The sequence below is a fragment of the Billgrantia sp. C5P2 genome (genome assembly GCF_051062895.2).
In genome coordinates this window covers 446,171-463,786 of the sequence record NZ_CM128542.1, presented here as the reverse complement: position 1 = coordinate 463,786, position 17,616 = coordinate 446,171, and the positions used below count along the sequence as shown (strand labels likewise).

General features: G+C 63.9%; 14 protein-coding genes. 9 read left to right on the top strand and 5 right to left on the bottom strand.

Features of this window, described 5'->3' with window-relative positions:
* Positions 1-39 precede the first annotated feature (39 nt).
* Genes ACRWQA_RS02120 through ACRWQA_RS02110 form a run of 3 tightly spaced genes read left to right on the top strand, consistent with a single transcriptional unit; the run spans position 40 to position 4,116 of the window.
* Positions 40-813 carry a GntR family transcriptional regulator gene (locus ACRWQA_RS02120; protein WP_197449397.1) on the top strand — a complete coding sequence of 258 codons (774 nt, stop codon included), beginning with the start codon at positions 40-42 and terminating at the stop codon, positions 811-813.
* Positions 814-824: 11 nt separating this feature from the next.
* Positions 825-2,741 carry a sensor histidine kinase gene (locus ACRWQA_RS02115; protein ID WP_434231033.1) on the top strand — a complete coding sequence of 639 codons (1,917 nt, stop codon included), beginning with the start codon at positions 825-827 and terminating at the stop codon, positions 2,739-2,741.
* Positions 2,734-4,116 carry a sigma-54-dependent transcriptional regulator gene (locus ACRWQA_RS02110; RefSeq protein ID WP_263582275.1) on the top strand — a complete coding sequence of 461 codons (1,383 nt, stop codon included), beginning with the start codon at positions 2,734-2,736 and terminating at the stop codon, positions 4,114-4,116. The genes ACRWQA_RS02115 and ACRWQA_RS02110 overlap by 8 nt, the downstream gene beginning before the upstream one ends.
* Here the strand turns inward: ACRWQA_RS02110 and ACRWQA_RS02105 are convergent.
* From ACRWQA_RS02105 to ACRWQA_RS02095, 3 genes are all read right to left on the bottom strand, one after another.
* Entirely contained in the window at positions 4,092-4,763 is a 672-nt protein-coding gene (locus tag ACRWQA_RS02105) for a metal-dependent hydrolase (RefSeq protein WP_263582274.1), read from the bottom strand. The genes ACRWQA_RS02110 and ACRWQA_RS02105 overlap by 25 nt on opposite strands.
* Positions 4,764-4,869: 106 nt before the next feature.
* Complete coding sequence (locus tag ACRWQA_RS02100; protein ID WP_263582273.1) at positions 4,870-5,433, bottom strand: gamma carbonic anhydrase family protein; 564 nt, start codon at positions 5,431-5,433, stop codon at positions 4,870-4,872.
* Between the two features lie 43 nt (positions 5,434-5,476).
* Complete coding sequence (locus tag ACRWQA_RS02095) at positions 5,477-6,817, bottom strand: sodium-dependent transporter (RefSeq protein WP_434231038.1); 1,341 nt, start codon at positions 6,815-6,817, stop codon at positions 5,477-5,479.
* 144 nt (positions 6,818-6,961) lie between these two features.
* Between ACRWQA_RS02095 and prlC the strand changes: the two genes are divergently transcribed.
* From prlC to ACRWQA_RS02070, 5 genes are all read left to right on the top strand, one after another.
* A complete protein-coding gene (gene prlC / locus ACRWQA_RS02090) occupies positions 6,962-9,013 on the top strand; it encodes an oligopeptidase A (protein ID WP_263582271.1) in 2,052 nt (683 codons plus the stop codon).
* A 75-nt stretch (positions 9,014-9,088) separates the two neighbouring features.
* On the top strand, positions 9,089-9,334 hold the full coding sequence (locus ACRWQA_RS02085; protein ID WP_263582270.1) for a YheV family putative zinc ribbon protein: 246 nt from the start codon (positions 9,089-9,091) through the stop codon (positions 9,332-9,334).
* Between the two features lie 2 nt (positions 9,335-9,336).
* On the top strand, positions 9,337-11,058 hold the full coding sequence (locus tag ACRWQA_RS02080) for a Na/Pi cotransporter family protein (RefSeq protein ID WP_434231042.1): 1,722 nt from the start codon (positions 9,337-9,339) through the stop codon (positions 11,056-11,058).
* A 286-nt stretch (positions 11,059-11,344) separates the two neighbouring features.
* Entirely contained in the window at positions 11,345-12,331 is a 987-nt protein-coding gene (locus ACRWQA_RS02075) for a TAXI family TRAP transporter solute-binding subunit (RefSeq protein WP_434231045.1), read from the top strand.
* A gap of 88 nt (positions 12,332-12,419) precedes the next feature.
* Positions 12,420-14,615 (top strand): TRAP transporter permease, encoded by a 2,196-nt coding sequence (locus ACRWQA_RS02070; protein ID WP_434231046.1) that lies wholly within the window; start codon positions 12,420-12,422, stop codon positions 14,613-14,615.
* A gap of 87 nt (positions 14,616-14,702) precedes the next feature.
* Here the strand turns inward: ACRWQA_RS02070 and sodC are convergent, their stop codons facing one another.
* A complete protein-coding gene (gene sodC / locus ACRWQA_RS02065; RefSeq protein WP_263582266.1) occupies positions 14,703-15,239 on the bottom strand; it encodes a superoxide dismutase [Cu-Zn] SodC in 537 nt (178 codons plus the stop codon).
* A 56-nt stretch (positions 15,240-15,295) separates the two neighbouring features.
* Positions 15,296-16,150: a methylenetetrahydrofolate reductase [NAD(P)H] gene (gene metF, locus ACRWQA_RS02060; protein ID WP_263582265.1), complete on the bottom strand. Its 855-nt coding sequence runs from the start codon at positions 16,148-16,150 to the stop codon at positions 15,296-15,298.
* Positions 16,151-16,673: 523 nt separating this feature from the next.
* Here metF and ACRWQA_RS02055 point away from each other — a divergent pair.
* A complete protein-coding gene (locus ACRWQA_RS02055) occupies positions 16,674-17,606 on the top strand; it encodes an AEC family transporter (protein ID WP_434231050.1) in 933 nt (310 codons plus the stop codon).
* Positions 17,607-17,616: the final 10 nt, after the last annotated feature.

Genomic DNA, 17,616 nt, shown 5'->3' with positions numbered 1-17,616 from the left:
ACCAATTAAGCGGACATGGGCTCTCCAAGGAAGTCTCGCATGACCTACCAGAACGTACGCCAGCCACGGCTGGCCGACGTCATCACCGAACGGCTCGAGGCGATGATCCTCGAGGGTAGCCTCAAACCGGGCCAGCGCCTGCCACCGGAGCGCGAGTTGGCCGAACGCTTCGGTGTCTCACGCCCCTCGCTGCGTGAAGCCATTCAGAAGCTGGCGACCCGTGGCCTGCTGACCAGCCGTCAGGGCGGCGGCACCTTCGTCACGCGCGAGCTCAATAGCGGCTACAGCGATCCGCTGCTCGACATGCTGGCCAGGCATCAGGAGTTCCATCTGGACTTGCTCGAGTTCCGCGATGCCATGGAGGGAATTTCGGCCTATTATGCCGCCCTTCGCTCCACCCCGGCCGATCGCGCGATGCTTATCAAGCGCTTCGAAGAGCTGGAAGCCTGCTTCGCCGGCCGCGACCCGGAGCTTGAAGCCAAGGCGGATGCAGCCTTCCACCTGGCCATTGCCGAAGCGGCGCACAACGTGCTGCTGCTGCACACCATTCGTGGCATCTTCCATTTATTGGAAAAGAGTATCGTCGACAACCTCGCCCACCTGTTCGAGAAGCCTCAATCGCGGCCAATGCTGATGAAGCAGCACCGTGCCCTGCTCGACGCCATCCTCGAAGGACGGGCCGAGGATGCGCGAGCGCGGTCACACGAGCATCTGGTCTTCGTCGAGGAGGAACTGCTCGAGATGGAGCGGGCGGAGACCCGCGCCCAGCGGGCACTAAGACGCGCCCAGGCGCTGCCGGAAATCCAGCTGTAGGGAACCGTCTCGTGAAAGGCCCACATCGTCCGCCTCGCCTGCCGCTCCCTCTACGCTGGCTGCTGCTGTTACTGCTGCCGCTCGGCCTGATCCTGGTCATGTGGCAGGCCGCGCAGGTGGCGCGCGAGCAGGCACTGCAGACCCTGATGCGAGAGGCAGAAAACGAGCTGCGTCTTTCCGCCGCCGGCCTGGAAGGCCACCTGACACGCCACGATTACCTGCCGCAGTTGCTGGCCTCGCGTGAGATGGTGCAACGCTTCCTGCTCAATCAGGGAGAGCAGGACCCGATGCCGCTCAACCTGCTGCTCGACCAGTTCCGTGCCACCGCCGATGTTTCGGACGTCTACCTGCTGGATGCCAACGCCAATACCGTGGCCGCCAGCAATTGGCATCGGCCCGACACCTTCATTGGCCAGAACTACGCCTTCCGCAGCTACTATCAGGATGCGATCAAGGGTAAACGCGGCCGTTTCTACGGGCTGGGCGTGCAGTCGCTTGAGCGCGGCTACTATTTCTCGGCCCCAGTGTGGCTCGACGATACCGCCCCTGACGCCCGTCCCAGCGGGGTGATGGTGATCAAGGTGCTGCTCGACGCGATCGAGGAGAGCTGGGCCGAGCAGGACGCTGAGCTGATGGTGACCGACGAGGACGATATCATCTTCATGGCCAGCCATTCCGCCCTGCGCATGGCTGCACTGCACCCACTCTCCGAGCAGGAGCGACAGGCATTGCTGGCTACCCGCCGCTACGCCGACGAGCCGCTCTCCCCATCCGGTATCGAAGTCTTCGCCCAGCGCAGCGATGGCAGCCAACTGGTGCACTTCACCCAGGGGCCGCTGAACGGCAACCGTTACCTCGGCCTGGCCCGCCCCATGGAGGCATTCGGGTGGAACATGCACATCCTCAAGCCGCTCGGCACCGTCTACCGGGCACAATGGCTGGCCGCTGCGCTGGCCGGAGGACTCTACGGCGTGGTTGTCCTGGCCGGCGGCATCGGCTGGCAGCGCCTGCGGTTGCGCCGGGAACGGGAGCTGTTCGCCGAGCGCGAGCGCCATACCCTGGCCCGAGCGCGGGACGAGCTGGAGCGCAATGTCGAGCACCGTACCCGCGACTTGCTGGAGACCAACCGCCTGCTCTCCGACGAGATCGAGGAGCGACGCCGGGCCGAGGAGAATCTTCGCCAGACCCGCGACGAACTGATCCAGGCCGCCAAGCTTGCCGTACTCGGCCAACTGGCCGCCGGCATCAACCATGAACTCAACCAACCGCTGGCCGCCATTCGTGCCTATGCCGAGAACGCTCGCGCCTTCCTCGAGCGTCAGCGTCTGGAAGCCGTCGATGCCAACCTGGCCCAGGTCGTCGAACTGACCGAGCGCATGGCCGAAATCAGCGCCCAACTGCGCCAGTTCTCGCGCAAGAGCGACAGCTCACTGACGGCGGTATCGGTGCAGGCATGCTTCGATTATGCGCTGCGGCTCTACCAGAACCGCCTGCGCGACGTCGAGGTAATACGCTGCTGGAGTGGCGAGGTCTGGGTGCATGCCGATCTGGTACGCCTCGAGCAGGTGCTGGTCAACTTGATCGGCAATGCGCTCCAGGCCATGACGGAATCGCCCGCGCCCAAGCTCACGCTGAGTATCGAGGTCGAGCTGGCTCAGGTGCGGATCAGCGTCACCGATACCGGCCCGGGCATTCCCGAACCGCACCTGGCGCGGATCTTCGAGCCCTTCTTCACCACCAAATCCCCCGGCAGCGGGCTGGGCCTGGGCCTGTCGATCTCGGCGCGCATCATCACCGATCTGGGAGGCAGCATCGAAGCCACCAATCAACCTGGCGCAGGTGCCTGTTTCACCATTACCCTGCCCCGCGAGGAATGTCCCGACGCGTCCCAGTCATCGCCAACCCAGGAGCAGCGCTCACATGCATGACCCGGCGGCCATCCCGGTACTCATCATCGACGACGAACCCCACCTGCGCATTACCGCCGGCCAGACCCTGGAGTTGGCCGGTTACCAGCCGGAACCCCACGCCAGCGCCGAGAGTGCCCTGGAAGCGCTCGCACCCGACTTTCCCGGTGTGATCGTCAGCGACATCCGTATGCCCGGCATGGACGGCATGGCCCTGCTGCGTGAAGTTCGCCTGCGCGACCCCGACCTGCCGGTCATTCTGATCACCGGTCACGGCGATATCTCCACTGCCGTGGAAGCCATGCGTGAGGGCGCTTGGGACTTTCTGGAGAAGCCCTTTGCCGGAGAGCGGCTGGTCGAAATGGTGCGCCGCGGGGTCGACAAGCGACGCCTGAGCCTGGAGAACCGCCAACTGAAGGCTGAACTGGAAGCACAGCAGGCCGCGCCGGGCCCGCGGCTGGTGGGAAGAACGCCCGCCATCCAGCGCCTCGCCTCCATGGTGCAGCGCATCGCCCAGGTGGAAACCGACGTGCTGCTGTTCGGCGAGACCGGTACCGGCAAAGACCTGGTAGCGCGTGCCATCCACGAGCGCAGCCCCCGCGGCGGGCATCCCTTCGTCGCCATCAACTGCGGTGCAGTACCGGAAAGCATCATCGAATCGGAACTGTTCGGTCACGAGAAAGGCGCCTTTACCGGCGCCGTTGAGCGGCGCATCGGCAAGTTCGAGTACGCCAACGGCGGCACCGTGTTTCTCGACGAAATCGAATCCATGCCGCTGGCGCTTCAGGTCAAGCTGCTACGGGTACTGCAGGAACGATGCGTCGAGCGTCTCGGTGCCAATGAAGCCGTACCGCTGGACATCCGCGTCATCGCCGCGACCAAGGTCGATCTCAAGCTGGCCGCAGAGGCCGGCGAATTCCGCGAGGATCTCTATTATCGGCTCAACGTCGTCACCCTGCCGATCCCGCCACTGCGCGAGCGGCGAGAGGATATTCCCCTGCTGTTCCAGCATTTCGCCGTGGTTGCGGCCAACCGCAGCGGGCAAGAAGCCCCACCGCTGGGCGCCGGCGGCATTTCTACCCTCATGGCCCATGACTGGCCCGGCAATGTACGTGAGCTACGCAACCTGGCCGAGCGATACGTGTTGCTGGGTTCCGCTTTCGATCATCGCCTCGACGCGCTGCTGGAAGGCGTCGAGGCCGACAATGCCGAGCTGGCCCTGCCGCAGCAGGTGGAACTGTTCGAGAAGAGCCTGATCAGCCAGTCGCTGGTCAGTCACCGTGGGCGTATCACGGAGGTCTGCGAGCACCTCGGCCTGCCGCGCAAGACACTCTACGACAAGCTGAAGAAATATGGCCTCAGGGCCGAGGATTACCGCCAAAAGGTCGAGCCCTGAAGCAACAGCTCCTGAAGGGAAGCGAAGGGCGGCAGCCAGGGCAGCAGGCTCATCGCGATAAGCAGCATGAGCAGAGAGTTGCCTGGCGCGCGGTAATCGAACGGCTTGAGTGCCGTGCCGAAGGAACGCTTGAGCCGCGCACCGGTCAGATCCACGCTGTAGAGTTCATCGAGCAGCAGATGGATGCAATAGCCCAGCAGCAGCGCCAACCCTTGGGCCCAGGCAAGCCAGGCCGGCTGGTCGAGCCACTGGTAGCCGGCCACGCTGACCGCCAGTCCGCACAGCATGGCCGCCAGCAACGAGTGCCAGATGCCGCGATGTACGGAAAAACGCTTGAAGATCGGGCTCAGTACGAGACGCACCCCTAAATAGAGCCCACCGCACACCATCAGCAGCGCTCCCGGCTCGAGTCGAGCGTGCAGCAAGAGTACTCCCACCACCACCGCCATCACGGCCATGGTATTGAAGATCAGGCGCACGGCATGGGAATGGTCGGCATCGATATCGGGCAGGATACCGCCGAAGGCGGTCAACGCCCCCAGCGGCAGCGCCTCGCCCGGAGTCCAGAACTCCGCCTGCCAGCCGGTAAAGGCCAACAGGGCGCCGCCGCCTATGGCAGCGCTCAGATGGGTGCGAAAATCAGCCATGCCGGGCAAACCCTCTATAGACTGTTTAAATATACAGATTATCGCTTGCCCAGCGCGGGGAAACAAAGGCTTGGATGGTTCTTATCGTCAAGCACGCAATGCAGCGTTACTCCGCCGACGGCTCGCCTTGTTGAGCCAGATACTGATCCTTGAGCTTGACGTAGTTGCCAGCGGTATAGGGGAAGAAGGCGCGCTCCTTGTCCTTCAACGGACGCAGCGCCCTGGCCGGGTTGCCGGCATAGACGAAACCGCTTTCGAGACGCTTGCCCGGCGTCACCACGGCACCGGCGGCGATGATCACCTCGTCCTCGACAACGGCGCCGTCCATGACGATGGCGCCCATGCCCACCAGGATGCGATTGCCCAGGGTACAGCCGTGCAGAATCGCCTTGTGACCGATCGTGACGTCGTCACCGATGGTCAATGGAAAACCGTCGGGGTTGAAATCGCTGGCGTGGGTGATGTGCAGTACGCTGCCATCCTGCACGCTGGTACGCGCACCGATGCGGATGCGATGCATGTCACCGCGGATCACCGCCATGGGCCAGACCGAACAGTCGTCGCCCAAGGTCACGTTGCCCAGCACCACACTGGCCGGGTCCACGTAGACTCTCGCCCCCAGGGTGGGCCGTGTGCCCTGCCAACTGCGGATGGGATCGTTCGCGCTCATGCATGTCTCCAGGCCGGCACCTGGCCGGTCGCATCAAAATGATTTACAGCAGCCCAGCCACCAGCACCACGACGGCCAGGGGGATCGAAACCCAGCGTACCACCACGTGCCACAGGCGAAAGCCTGTCCCGCCGACACCCAAGGCCGCCTGGGCCTCACGCCGCGGCATGATCCAGGCGGCAAAGACGGCGATCAACAGACCGCCCACCGGCAGGAAAATCTCGGTGGGAATCGTGGTGACCAAGTCGAAAGCGTTCATGCCGAACAGAGGGCGCCATTCGGCCAGGGTAGAGAACGACAGTACCGACAGCAGCCCCACCAGCCACACCGAGATACCGATCACCGCAGCGGCCTTGCCGCGGCTCAGCCCCATCCCCTGAAGGGTGGCCACCATGGGCTCGGCCAGGTTGATCGACGAGGTCCAGGTTGCCAGCAGCAGCAGCAGGAAGAACACGCTGAGCCATAGCGCCCCCCAGGGCAGCTCGGCAAAGGCGATGGGAAGGGTGACGAACATCAACCCCGGCCCCTCGCCGGGGTCCATGCCCTGGGTGAACACCACCGAGAAAATGGCGATGCCGGCCAGCAGTGCCACGCCGACGTCGAGTACGGCCACCGCACCGGCCGCACGAGGCAGGCTCTGGCGCTCCGGCATATAGGCACCGTAGGCCATCAGTGCACAGGCGCCAACCGCCAAGGTGAAGAAGGCGTGCCCCATGGCATGCATGACCACCAGCGGGGTGATGGCCGAGAAGTCCGGCCGGAACAGCCAGGCCAACGCCGTGCCGAACCCCTCGGTGGTGGCCGCGTAGCCGGCAAGCAGTAGCAACAGCAGGTAGAGCAGCGGCATCAGCAGGTTGTTGAGCCGTTCCAGCCCCTTGGCCACGCCCGCTGCGACCACGGTCATGGTCATGAACAGGAACAGCGTGTGATTGAAGGCCATTCGGCGCGAGTCGCCGAGAAAGGCCTCGAAGCCGGCCGCGATCTCGGCGGCGCCACGGCCCTCGAAGTTGCCGTTCACCGCCGCGATGAGAAACTCGATGGACCATCCCGAGACCACGGAGTAGAACGACAGAATGCAGAACACGGTAAAGGCGCCGAACAACCCCAGCCAACGCCAGTGGGGGCTGGCTCCGGCCAAGCCGGCCAAGTGTCCCAGCGACTGCATGGGCGCGCGCCGTCCGGCGCGGCCGATCAGGATCTCGGCCATCATGACCGGCAGACCCAGCAACAGTACGAAGACCACATAGAGCAACAGGAAGGCAGCGCCGCCATTCTCACCGGTGATGTACGGGAAGCGCCAGATATTGCCAAGCCCCACCGCAGCGCCCGTTACCGCCAGAATGAAGGCCCGCCGTGTGCTCCAGCGCTCCAGGGTTGCGTTCATGCCGTTAACCTCGACTTTCGTGGAGGCGCAAGCCTATCAGCCCGGCTCGCCGCCACCAATCCCTTGGCGGCATTGAAACCCGCCCCCGGCGGCCGCATCTAATGGCTATTCGCTTTCCCTGCCCACTCCAACCCCGAGGTGCGCATGTCCCACAATCCGCTGCTTGAGCCCCATGAGCTGCCCCCCTTTGCCGAGATCAAGCCGGAACACGTGGTACCGGCGATCGAGAAACTGCTTGCCGACAATCGTGCTGGCACCGAGGCTCTGGTCGAACGCGCGCAGCAGGAGGCGCCGACCTGGGAGAGCTTGGCCGCTCCGCTCGAGGCGCTCAACGACCGATTGTCCCGCGCCTGGTCGCCGGTCTCGCACCTCAACGGCACCATGAATTCGCCGGCCCTGCGCGAGGCCTATCAGGCCTGCCTGGGCAAGCTCTCCGACTACAGCACCTGGCTGGGCCAGCACGAGGGGCTTTTCCGCGCCTGGCAGGCACTCAAGGAGGGGCCGGCCTGGGCCGAGCTGGATGAAGCCCAGCGCCGCAGCGTCGACAATACCCTCCGCGATTTCCGCCTGGCAGGGGTCGACCTGCCGACAGCACAGAAGAAGCGCTACGGAGAGATCAAGGCACGCCTGTCGGAACTCTCCAACACCTTCTCCAACCAGCTGCTCGATGCCACCCAGGCGTGGCACAAGGACCTCGACGACACGGCCAGGCTGGCCGGTCTGCCGGAGAGTGCCCTGGCGACACTGGCCGCCAATGCCGAGGCCAAGGGCGTCAAGGGCTATCGCATCACCCTCGATTTTCCCAGTTTCTACCCGGTACTGACCTTCGCCGACGACCGCGAGCTGCGCCGCGAGGTTTATACCGCCTTCGTCACCCGCGCTTCGGACCAGGGCCCCAATGCCGGCGAGTACGACAATGCCCCGATCATCGAGGAGACCCTGGCCCTGCGCCGAGAGTTGGCCGAGTTGCTGGGCTTCGCCAGCTATGCCGACCTGTCCTTGGCCACCAAGATGGCCGAGTCCCCCCGCCAAGTGCTGGATTTTCTCGAGGACCTTGCCCGCCGCGCGGTACCTCAAGCGCGGGAGGAGTTCGCCGAACTCGCAGCCTATGCTCGTGAAACCTTGGACCTCCCCGAGCTTGCCCCCTGGGATATTGGCTATGCCAGCGAAAAGCTGCGCGAGGCCCGCCACGCCATCTCCCAGGAGCAGTTGCGCCCCTACTTTCCCGCACCAAGAGTGGTCGACGGCCTGTTCCAGGTGGTCGAACGACTCTACGGCGTCACCTTCGAGGAGGATCTCCAGGCGCCCCGCTACCATCCTGAGGTTCGCTACTTCCGCATCCTGGAGAACGGAGAGCCCATTGCCGGCTTCTACCTCGACCTCTACGCCCGCGAAGGCAAGCGCGGCGGAGCCTGGATGGACGAGTGCCGGGTACGCCGCTGCCACGAGAATGGCGGGCTTCAGTTGCCGGTGGCCTACCTGACCTGCAACTTCACCCGCCCGGTGGGCGACAAGCCGGCGCTGCTGACCCATGATGAAGTCACCACCCTGTTCCATGAGTTTGGCCATGGCCTGCACCACATGCTGACCCGGCAAACGGTCGCCGAAGTCTCCGGCATCAACGGCGTGGCCTGGGATGCAGTGGAACTGCCCAGCCAGTTCATGGAGAACTATTGTTGGGAGCGCGAGGGCCTCGACCTGATCGCCGGACACGTCGATAGCGGCGAGGCACTTCCCGCCGAGCTGCTGGAGCGCCTGCAGGCCGCCAAGAACTTCCAGTCGGCCATGGGCCTGCTGCGCCAATTGGAGTTCTCGCTGTTCGACCTGCGCCTGCATCATGAGCTCAGCGCGCCAACCGCGGCCGAGGTACAGGCTCTGCTTGACGAGGTGCGCGACGCCGTGTCGGTCGTGCCGAAGGCCGACTTCAATCGTTTCCAGAACGGCTTCAGCCATATCTTCGCCGGCGGCTATGCAGCGGGCTACTACAGCTACAAATGGGCCGAGGTACTCTCCGCCGACGCATGGAGCGCCTTCGAGGAGGCCGGCATCTTCGACCCGGAAACCGGGCATCGCTTCCGTCGCGAGATCCTCGAGCAGGGTGGCGCTCGCGATGCCGCGGAGCTGTTCCGGGCCTTCCGCGGTCGCGAGCCCAGCGTCGAACCGCTGCTGCGACATAGCGGCATTCGCGCCGCCTGACAACACGAACGCGGCAAGGTATCGTTAGCCACACCGCCGCCGGGACCACTCCGGCGGCCACTCTTCGGAGGTTCCATGGCCGTTCAGAAACGTTTCATTGCCGGCGCTATCTGTCCCCGCTGTGCCGAGATGGACCGCATTCGCTCCTGGGAGCAGAACGGCGTGCGTTATCGCGACTGTGTCAGCTGCGATTTCTTCGAGCAGGCACCGATCGTGGACGAGACGGCTGCCGAACTGGAGACGCGCGTCAACCGTGAGCGCGAGGAGCAGCAGCGCAACACCATCCAGACCGTGAGGATCCTCGACCCCCGGAGCCGTTGAGAGTGTCAGGCGCAGCAACCCCCGGCGCAGGGCACCACCGAGGTAGGCGGGGGTATCTGGAACTGCTCGGCCTGGCGGCGGCGGCCGCCTTGCTGGTGTCACGCCCCGACCTCTCCACTCTTGCCGCCGGCCTGGGCCTGTTCCTGTGGGGCATGACACTGCTGGAAGAAGCCATCAAGCGGCTCTCCGGCGGCACCCTCGATCGCTGGCTACACACCGCCACGAGTCATCCCGGGCGGGCCATCGGCGTCGGCGCCTTGGCTACCGCCCTGGTCCAGTCCAGTTCACTCATCACGCTGCTGGCCATGTCCTTCGTCAGTGCCGGCCTGGTCGCCTTGCCCGGCGCCATCGCCCTGTTGTTCGGCGCCAACCTGGGCACGACTACCGGGGCCTGGCTGATCGCCTCGCTCGGCCTGCGCTTCGACCTGGCCCATTACGCGATGCCGCTGCTCGCCCTCGGTCTGCTCGGCCGCTATCGGCTGAGCGGTTCCCTGGGCGGTATCGCTGGGCTGCTGCTGGGCGTTGGCCTGCTGTTTCTCGGCATCGACTTCATGAAGCTCGGCTTCGAGACGTGGCAGGATGGGATTCGCCTGGACGGGCTGGCCGGCGACCGGCTGTGGCACTGGCCACTGTTCGTACTGGCCGGCATTGTCGCCACGGTGGTAATGCAGTCGAGCCATGCCACGCTACTGCTCACCCTGACCGCCCTGGCTTCGGGTCAGCTACCCTACCTGCCCGCTCTGGCCATCGCCATCGGCGCCAATATCGGCACCACCGTAACCGCCGTGCTGGGTGCCCTGTCGGCGGGGATCGCCGCCCGGCGCCTGGCCGGCGCCCATGTGATCTTCAATCTTGCCACCGCCGCGGTCGCCCTGGCTTTGCTGGTGCCGCTGGCCTGGCTGGTGGATGCCGTCGCCGAACTGGTGGGACTGGCCGAAACGGCCTGGCCGCTCAAGCTGGCCCTGTTCCACACTCTGTTCAATCTGCTCGGCATCGTGTTGATGCTCCCCTGGATTTCACGCTTGGCCGACTTTCTCGAGCACCGCTTCCCCGAACCTGCACGACTTGCGCCGACCCAAGCGCGCTATCTCGACAGTGCCGCCCTGAACCACGCCGATACCGCCGTCAGCGCCATGGAGCAGGAGTGCCGACGCCTCGACCGGCGTGCCTACCATCTACTGTGCAGCGCCATTCTCATGCCCAGTGCAGAAGTGATCGGCCATCCTCCCGAACGCCGCAGCGTAGAGACTCCCATCGACCCCGACACCTGGCCACTGGTGAATGCTCGCTATCACGAGCGCATCAAGCCCCTCTTGGCCGAGATACTTGCCTTCCAGGCCCGTATCGACGTGCCGCTTACCGAGACCCAGCAGGAGCGACTGGCGAAGCTTCAAGCCCGCACCTTGCGCATGGTGGAAGCTCTGCGTTTCGGCGAGGTACTGCAACGAAGCCTGCTACGCCATTCTGCACGCATGAGCCCCTTGCGCGAGGCGCACGATGACCTGCGGCTGGCCGTGGCAACGGGGCTCAACCGGCTCGCCGAGGCGCAGGAAGGCCAGACGATTGCAGCACCCATCGATGAAGTTCGCCGTCATTGGCAGGACGAGATGGCCAGGCGGCTTCGTTCACGTCACCTGGATCCCTCGCTTGCCTCCAGCTTGATGAACGACCTGCATCAGGCAAGCCGTCTGATCTCCGCTTTGGCGGACCCCTCATCGCCGTGAGCTACCCAGCCACTCGAGAGTGTGCGGATTTCCACATACAGCGCCCAGCCATATGTGCGGGACTCCAGCCCCAGCGCATATAAAGTGCCACGACCTTAGTCGAATCCAAAGACGGCAACACATTGTTGTTATTAAGTAAGTACAGCAGTGGCACAGTGCCTGCTATGTCCCCTATGCCAAACGTTGGTCCGGCGTTCACCGCGCCAGGACACATTCTGCACCATACTGAATGACCAGCGCGTCGTAAGACCGCTGACGTATAACCACAAATGTAACGGAGATAGCCATGCGCAACGTCACTCCCAAAGTGCTCACCGGAACCCTGGCCAGCGCCCTTGTGCTCGCCGCCGCTTCGGCCTCGGCCCAGGACCGCTCCGACTGGCCGAGCAATTTCACCGTGGGCACTGCCAGCCAGGGCGGCACCTATTTCGTCTATGGCTCCGGCTGGGCCAACCTGATCGCCGACGAGCTCGACGTCTCCGGCGGCGGGGAAGTTACCGGTGGCCCGACCCAGAACCTGGCGCTGGTGCATGGCGGCGACGTGGCCTTCGGCCTGACCACCATGGGCCCGGCTTCGGATGCAGTGAAGGGCGAAAGCCCGCTGGCACCGGGCGTGGCGATGGATAACGTCTGTGCGCTCTTCCCGATGTACGAGACGCCCTTCTCCATTACCGCCCTTTCCAGCTCCGGCATCGAATCGATCTCCGATATTCCCGACGGCGCCAAGATCGGCTTCGGCCCGGCGGCTTCCACGTCGGACACCTACTTCCCGGCCATGCTCGAGGAGTTGGGAGTCAACTTCGAACGCCGCAACGGTGCCTGGGGCGACCTGGGCGGCCAGTTGCAGGACGGCCTGTTGGACGTGATCGCCTTCGCCGCCGGCATCCCGATTCCGGCGGTCAGCCAGCTGGAAGTGCAGACCGACGTGAATATCATCCAGTTCACCGAGGAAGAGCAGCAGCAGATCATCGACGCCTTCCCGGTGTCGGAATTCTCCATTCCCGCCAGCACCTACGAGACGCTGGAAGAGGATGCGCGTGCCGTCTCCATGTGGAACTTCGCCATCGCCGGCTGCGACCTGCCGGAAGACTTCGTCTACGAAGTCACCCGAGTGACCATGGAGAACAACGACAAGATGCGTAACGTGCATCGCAGCGCCGAGCACAGCATTCCCGAGAACCTGGAGCACAACAAGGTGCTGCCGTTCCACCCGGGTGCCGTGCGCTGGTACGAGGAGAACGGCTACGAGATCGACGATTCACTGAAAAAGTAAGCGCCGTCGTTCGGCCAATGCCCCGCACCGCCCGGTGCGGGGCATGTCATGACACAGCTGCTGCATTACACCCGAGGGTGACATCCCCATGAGCAACACGTCCGATCCCCGTCCCGGGGCATCCGAGGAGGCGGTCGAAAAGACCCCCGACTCCATCGCCGAAGGGGTCGACGAGGATATCGTCGAATCCAACCGCAGGCTTTACGTCGGCTGGCACTGGCTGGCAGTCGCCGCTCTGGCCATTTTTTATTCCGGCTTTCATCTGTTCTCGCTGAACGTCTACCCGATGGAAACCTGGTCGTTCCGTATTGTGCATATCGCGGGCGCGCTCGTGCTCGGTTACGCCCTTTATGCCGGGAGCCGTTTCGCCAATGCAGAAGGCACCGACCGTTCGCCCGCCTGGTTGGCCTGGGTGAGCTATGCACTGTTGATCCCTGCCATTTACGCCCTGATCCAGGTCTTCTTGATGTACCAGACGATCAGCGGCGGTGCCATGCGCATCGATCCGCAGGTCGAAACCTGGCACTTCGGCTATCCGCTGCTACTTGCCACCGTCGGCGGCATCCTGCTTGCCTGGAGCTATCGCCAGGTGCGCGAAAAACTGTCGCCCGCCGACCTGGTGCTGATGGCCTGCGCCGTAGCGAGCGCCGGCTACCTGCTGGTGATCTTCAATACCCCGCTGCGTGCCTCCACCGGTACCTCCTTCGCCCCCGTCGGCATCACCTGGGCGGCTATCTCCGGCTCGCTGTTGATTCTCGAGCTGACCCGCCGCGTCGCCGGCCTGGCATTGGTGACCATTTCCGCCATTTTCCTGCTCTACGTCTTCGCCGGTCCCTACCTGCCGGGCTTTCTCGGCTACCCGGGCCTGTCGATGAACCGGTTTTTCAGCCAGGTCTACACCGATACCGGCATCCTCGGGCCGACCACGGCGGTTTCATCGACCTATATCATCCTGTTCATCATCTTCGCTGCCTTCCTGCAAGCCTCGAAGGTCGGCGACTACTTCGTCAACTTCGCCTTCGCCGTTGCCGGACGCGCCCGCGGCGGCCCCGCCAAGGTGGCGATCTTCGCTTCCGGCCTGATGGGCATGATCAACGGTACCAGCGCCGGCAACGTCGTCTCCACCGGCTCGCTGACCATCCCCCTGATGAAGAAGGTCGGCTACCCCGGCCGCAGCGCCGGCGCAATCGAGGCAGCCGCCTCCACCGGCGGTCAAATCATGCCGCCGATCATGGGTGCCGGCGCTTTCATCATGGCCGAGGTGACCGGTATTCCCTATACCGAGATCGCCGTGGCAGCACTGATTCCTGCGATCCTCTACTTCGCTTCGATCTACTTCATGGTGGATTTCGAGGCGGCCCGCAAGGGCATGCGCGGCATGCGCAAGGATGAGATTCCGCAGTTCCGTCGCCTGGTCAAGCAGGTCTATCTGTTCGCCCCGATCATCATCCTGATCGCTGCACTTTTCATGGGCTATTCGGTGATCCGCGCCGGCACCCTGGCCACCGCCTCGGCCGCCGTGGTGAGCTGGATCTCGCCCAACAAGATGGGCCCGGCGGCGATTCTCAGGGCGCTGCAGCTGGCTGGCGTGATGGCGATCCAGATCATTGCCGTGTGTGCCTGTGCCGGCCTCATCGTGGGTGTAATCTCGCTGACCGGCGTCGGCGCACGCTTCTCCTCGCTGTTGCTGGGCCTGGCCGGAGTCAGCCAGTTGCTGGCGCTGTTCTTCGCCATGTGCATCAGCATCCTGCTGGGGATGGGCATGCCCACCACGGCGGCCTATGCCGTAGCCGCATCGGTGGTGGCACCCGGCCTGATCAATATCGGCATCCAGCCGCTGGTAGCACACTTCTTCGTGTTCTACTTTGCGGTGGTTTCGGCGATCACGCCGCCGGTCGCACTGGCGTCGTACGCGGCGGCGGGCATCTCCGGCGACAACGCCATGTCGACCTCCGTGGCCTCCTTCAAGATCGGCCTCGCCGCCTTCATCGTGCCGTTCATGTTCTTCTACAGTCCGGCCATGCTGATGGAGGGGTCCTGGATGCAGATTCTTCGCGTCGGGGTTACCGCAACGCTCGGCATCGTACTGCTCTCGGCGACGGTTCAAGCGTGGTTCTTCGGCCCGGTCAAGGCCTGGATGCGACTGGTGATGCTCGTAGGTGCTCTGTTCCTGATCTACGGCGGCATCTATACCGATATCGTTGGCCTGGCCATCGGCGGGGCGCTGTTCCTGTTCCAGCGCAGCATTCATGGAGGCGGCGCCAAACCCGTCCCTTCGAGCTGACGCCATCCATGTAGCACTGCATAAAGGAAAGGGCCCCGCCAACATGGCGGGGCCCTTCTCGTCATGGCGTACTCGAATCGCGACGAATCAGGACTCAACCACACCGCAGGCCATGCGACTGCCTCCGCCGCCGAGTTCCGGCTCGTCAGAGTAAGTATCGCCCCCTTCGTGGATCATCAGGCTGCGGCCCTGCAGGTCTTCGACGCTGAGCCTCGGGGCAAGCACCGACAGGGTCGCTTCCCCGTCCTCATTGACGATCAACACCGGCAGGTCGCCGAGGTGGCCTTCGCCGTAGGGACCTTCGTGGCTACCAGCGTCTTCGGGGTCGTAATGACCGCCTGCCTCACCGGCGGCCTGCATTTCACCCGAGTCATCCTCGCCCGGCTCGCAGCTGGCGTTCTCGTGGACATGGAAACCGTAGACACCGGGCGGTATCTCGCTCAGCTTGGGGGTGAGAAGCAAGCCGTGGTCGGTATCTTCGAAAGTGATGGTACCGATGGAGTCCTCGACGCCATCGGTACTCACCAAATTCATCTCCACTTCCTGACTCTCCTGAGCCTGGGCGGCACCGACAGCTAGCAGCAGGGAGGCAAAAGCAACTCCCGAAAGGTTGGCATGGCGCATCTAGCGTCCTCCTGTTCCTGAATCCATGGACATGCAGGAACAGGCTAGACCCAGATTCAGCGTGCTGCCAGAGAGCCGTCCAGATTGTCGAGGATCCTCAGACAGGGGTCAGACTGGTTGAGGGTATAGAAATGCAGGCCGGGGGCACCCCCCTCGAGCAGCCGCTGGCACAGGCGCGACACCACCTCGGCACCGAAGTCGGCAATCGCCTCGCTGTCGTCGCCGTAGGCCTCGAGCTGCTTGCGTATCCAGCGCGGGATCTCGGCACCGCAAGCGTCGGAGAAACGCGCCAGCTTGGTGTAGTTGGTGATCGGCATGATACCGGGCACGATGGGCGCCTCGACGCCCAGGGCACGGGCACGCTCGACGAAGTGGAAGTAGGCATCGGCGCTGAAGAAATATTGTGTGATGGCCAGGTCGGCGCCCGCTTTTACCTTGCGCGCGAAATTCTCCAGGTCGCGCTCGAAGTTCGGCGCCTGAGGGTGGGATTCCGGATAGGCCGCCACGGCGATCTCGAAATGGTCGCCGGTTTCCTCACGGATGAATTCCACCAGCTCGTTGGCATAGCGCAGCTCGCCGATACCGCCCATGCCGGAGGGCAGGTCGCCACGCAGGGCCACGATACTGTCGATGCCCTCCTCGCGATACTGGTTCAGCAAGTCGCGCAATTGCGCCTTCTCGCTGCCAATGCAGGAGAGGTGCGGCGCCGTAGTGATGCCCGATTCACGAATGGTCCTCACCGTATTCAGCGTCCGGCCCTGGGTCGATCCACCGGCACCGTAGGTCACCGAGAAGAAGCGCGGCTTGTATTCCGCCAGGGCATCACGTACCCCCACGAGTTTCTCGCGCCCCGCATCGGTGTTGGGAGGAAAGAACTCGAAACTGATGCCCAGCGGATACGACGTGCTCATGGAGAACCTCTCTGTTGCAAAGCGCCAACGACATCGCGCTGCCACCAGCGGCAGCCTGTCAAAAGCCCGAACATGATGAATAGGTGCATTCTGCCGCTCGTCTGGGCCTCTGACCAATGAAAAGATTCACAGTACTGCATGAGTCTCGGTCATATACTTCCCTGTCACTTAGAACTAACAGGCCTAAACGAGCCATCACGGATGGTCCGGGTCCGGGAAGACATCCAACTTCGTTAACAAAAATTCGCAGCCGTCCCATTGCCCGCACTCGGGTGGCGACGACGCTGAAATGGAACCATGACGGGCCCGGAGAGGAGCACATCGGGCGAGAGACGACACCGGTACGCGATGTATAAGTGGCCCGGGACAAGGCCGCGCACTAGAAGAACTTCGACGACCAGGCCGAACGGGCCAGGTCGAGCCGCTGTGACGGTTGATCTCCACGAGGCCTAGGTCGATCGTGCAAGGCTGACAGCCGCCCTGCCGACAGGCATCATATCGGCTTTCGGCAATGGAATGGCGAGTGATGATCGACCCAGGCGCACTGTTGGGCCCTCTCTGGACACTGCTGGCCTTCGTCGGCCTGGGCTGGCTCGCCGCGCGGCGGCTGGCGATCGATCCGCGCCCTATTGCAACGCTGCTGATCTACCTCATTGCGCCTCTGACCTTCTTCCGCGGCCTACTGTTGGGCGGACCCACACCCCATTACCTGCTGCTGACCCTGGCCCTCTTCCTGCTGGCCAGTCTGGTGGCTGCCATCATCAATCCCTTGGCGCAGCGCTTCCTTTCGCCCCAGGAGAGCGCTGTACTGGCGTTCTCATCCGGCACCGGCAACACAGGCTACTTCGGCCTGCCGATCGCCATGATCCTGCTACCACCCGAAGGGGTGACACTGTACCTCTTCTGCATACTCGGCGTGACGCTTTACGAGTTCACGGTGGGCTTCTATCTCAGCGCACGCGGCCGCTTCTCGGTGCGAGAGAGCCTGGCCAAGATCGCCAGGCTGCCGTTGATCTATGCCTTTCTCGCGGCGCTGCTAGTGAGCAGAATCGGCATCACGCTGCCTGCCACGCTGATGGAGAGCCTGGCGGTATTCCCGGCCACCTACACGCTGCTCGGCATGATGATCATCGGCATGACCCTGGGCCGCGTCGCGATTCGCGAGATCGACCTGCGCTTCATGGCCGGCTGCGTGGCAATACGCTACCTGCTGTGGCCCTGGCTGATGCTTGGCGTCGTGCTGATGCTTCGGGTGCTGCTGCCCCTTCCCGACGAACTGGCCCTGGCGCTGCTGCTGCTCGGCGTGGTGCCGATGGCAGCCAACGTGGTTGTGGTTGCCATGGAGCTCGGCATCAAGCCGGAAAAGGGCGCCCTGGCAGTGCTGGTCACCACCTTGGCCGCCCCGCTGCTGATTCCGCTCTACCTGCAGTTGCTCATGCCGCTGGCCGGGCTGTAACCGCTCATCG

What these genes read in the sequence shown, in the direction of transcription:
- ACRWQA_RS02120 (WP_197449397.1), top strand. Translation starts at nt 40, where the DNA reads ATGACCTACCAGAACGTACGCCAGCCACGGCTGGCCGACGTCATCACC.
- ACRWQA_RS02110 (WP_263582275.1), top strand. Translation starts at nt 2,734, where the DNA reads ATGCATGACCCGGCGGCCATCCCGGTACTCATCATCGACGACGAACCC.
- ACRWQA_RS02105 (WP_263582274.1), bottom strand. Translation starts at nt 4,763, where the DNA reads ATGGCTGATTTTCGCACCCATCTGAGCGCTGCCATAGGCGGCGGCGCC.
- ACRWQA_RS02100 (WP_263582273.1), bottom strand. Translation starts at nt 5,433, where the DNA reads ATGAGCGCGAACGATCCCATCCGCAGTTGGCAGGGCACACGGCCCACC.
- ACRWQA_RS02095 (WP_434231038.1), bottom strand. Translation starts at nt 6,817, where the DNA reads ATGAACGCAACCCTGGAGCGCTGGAGCACACGGCGGGCCTTCATTCTG.
- prlC (WP_263582271.1), top strand. Translation starts at nt 6,962, where the DNA reads ATGTCCCACAATCCGCTGCTTGAGCCCCATGAGCTGCCCCCCTTTGCC.
- ACRWQA_RS02085 (WP_263582270.1), top strand. Translation starts at nt 9,089, where the DNA reads ATGGCCGTTCAGAAACGTTTCATTGCCGGCGCTATCTGTCCCCGCTGT.
- ACRWQA_RS02075 (WP_434231045.1), top strand. Translation starts at nt 11,345, where the DNA reads ATGCGCAACGTCACTCCCAAAGTGCTCACCGGAACCCTGGCCAGCGCC.
- ACRWQA_RS02070 (WP_434231046.1), top strand. Translation starts at nt 12,420, where the DNA reads ATGAGCAACACGTCCGATCCCCGTCCCGGGGCATCCGAGGAGGCGGTC.
- sodC (WP_263582266.1), bottom strand. Translation starts at nt 15,239, where the DNA reads ATGCGCCATGCCAACCTTTCGGGAGTTGCTTTTGCCTCCCTGCTGCTA.
- metF (WP_263582265.1), bottom strand. Translation starts at nt 16,150, where the DNA reads ATGAGCACGTCGTATCCGCTGGGCATCAGTTTCGAGTTCTTTCCTCCC.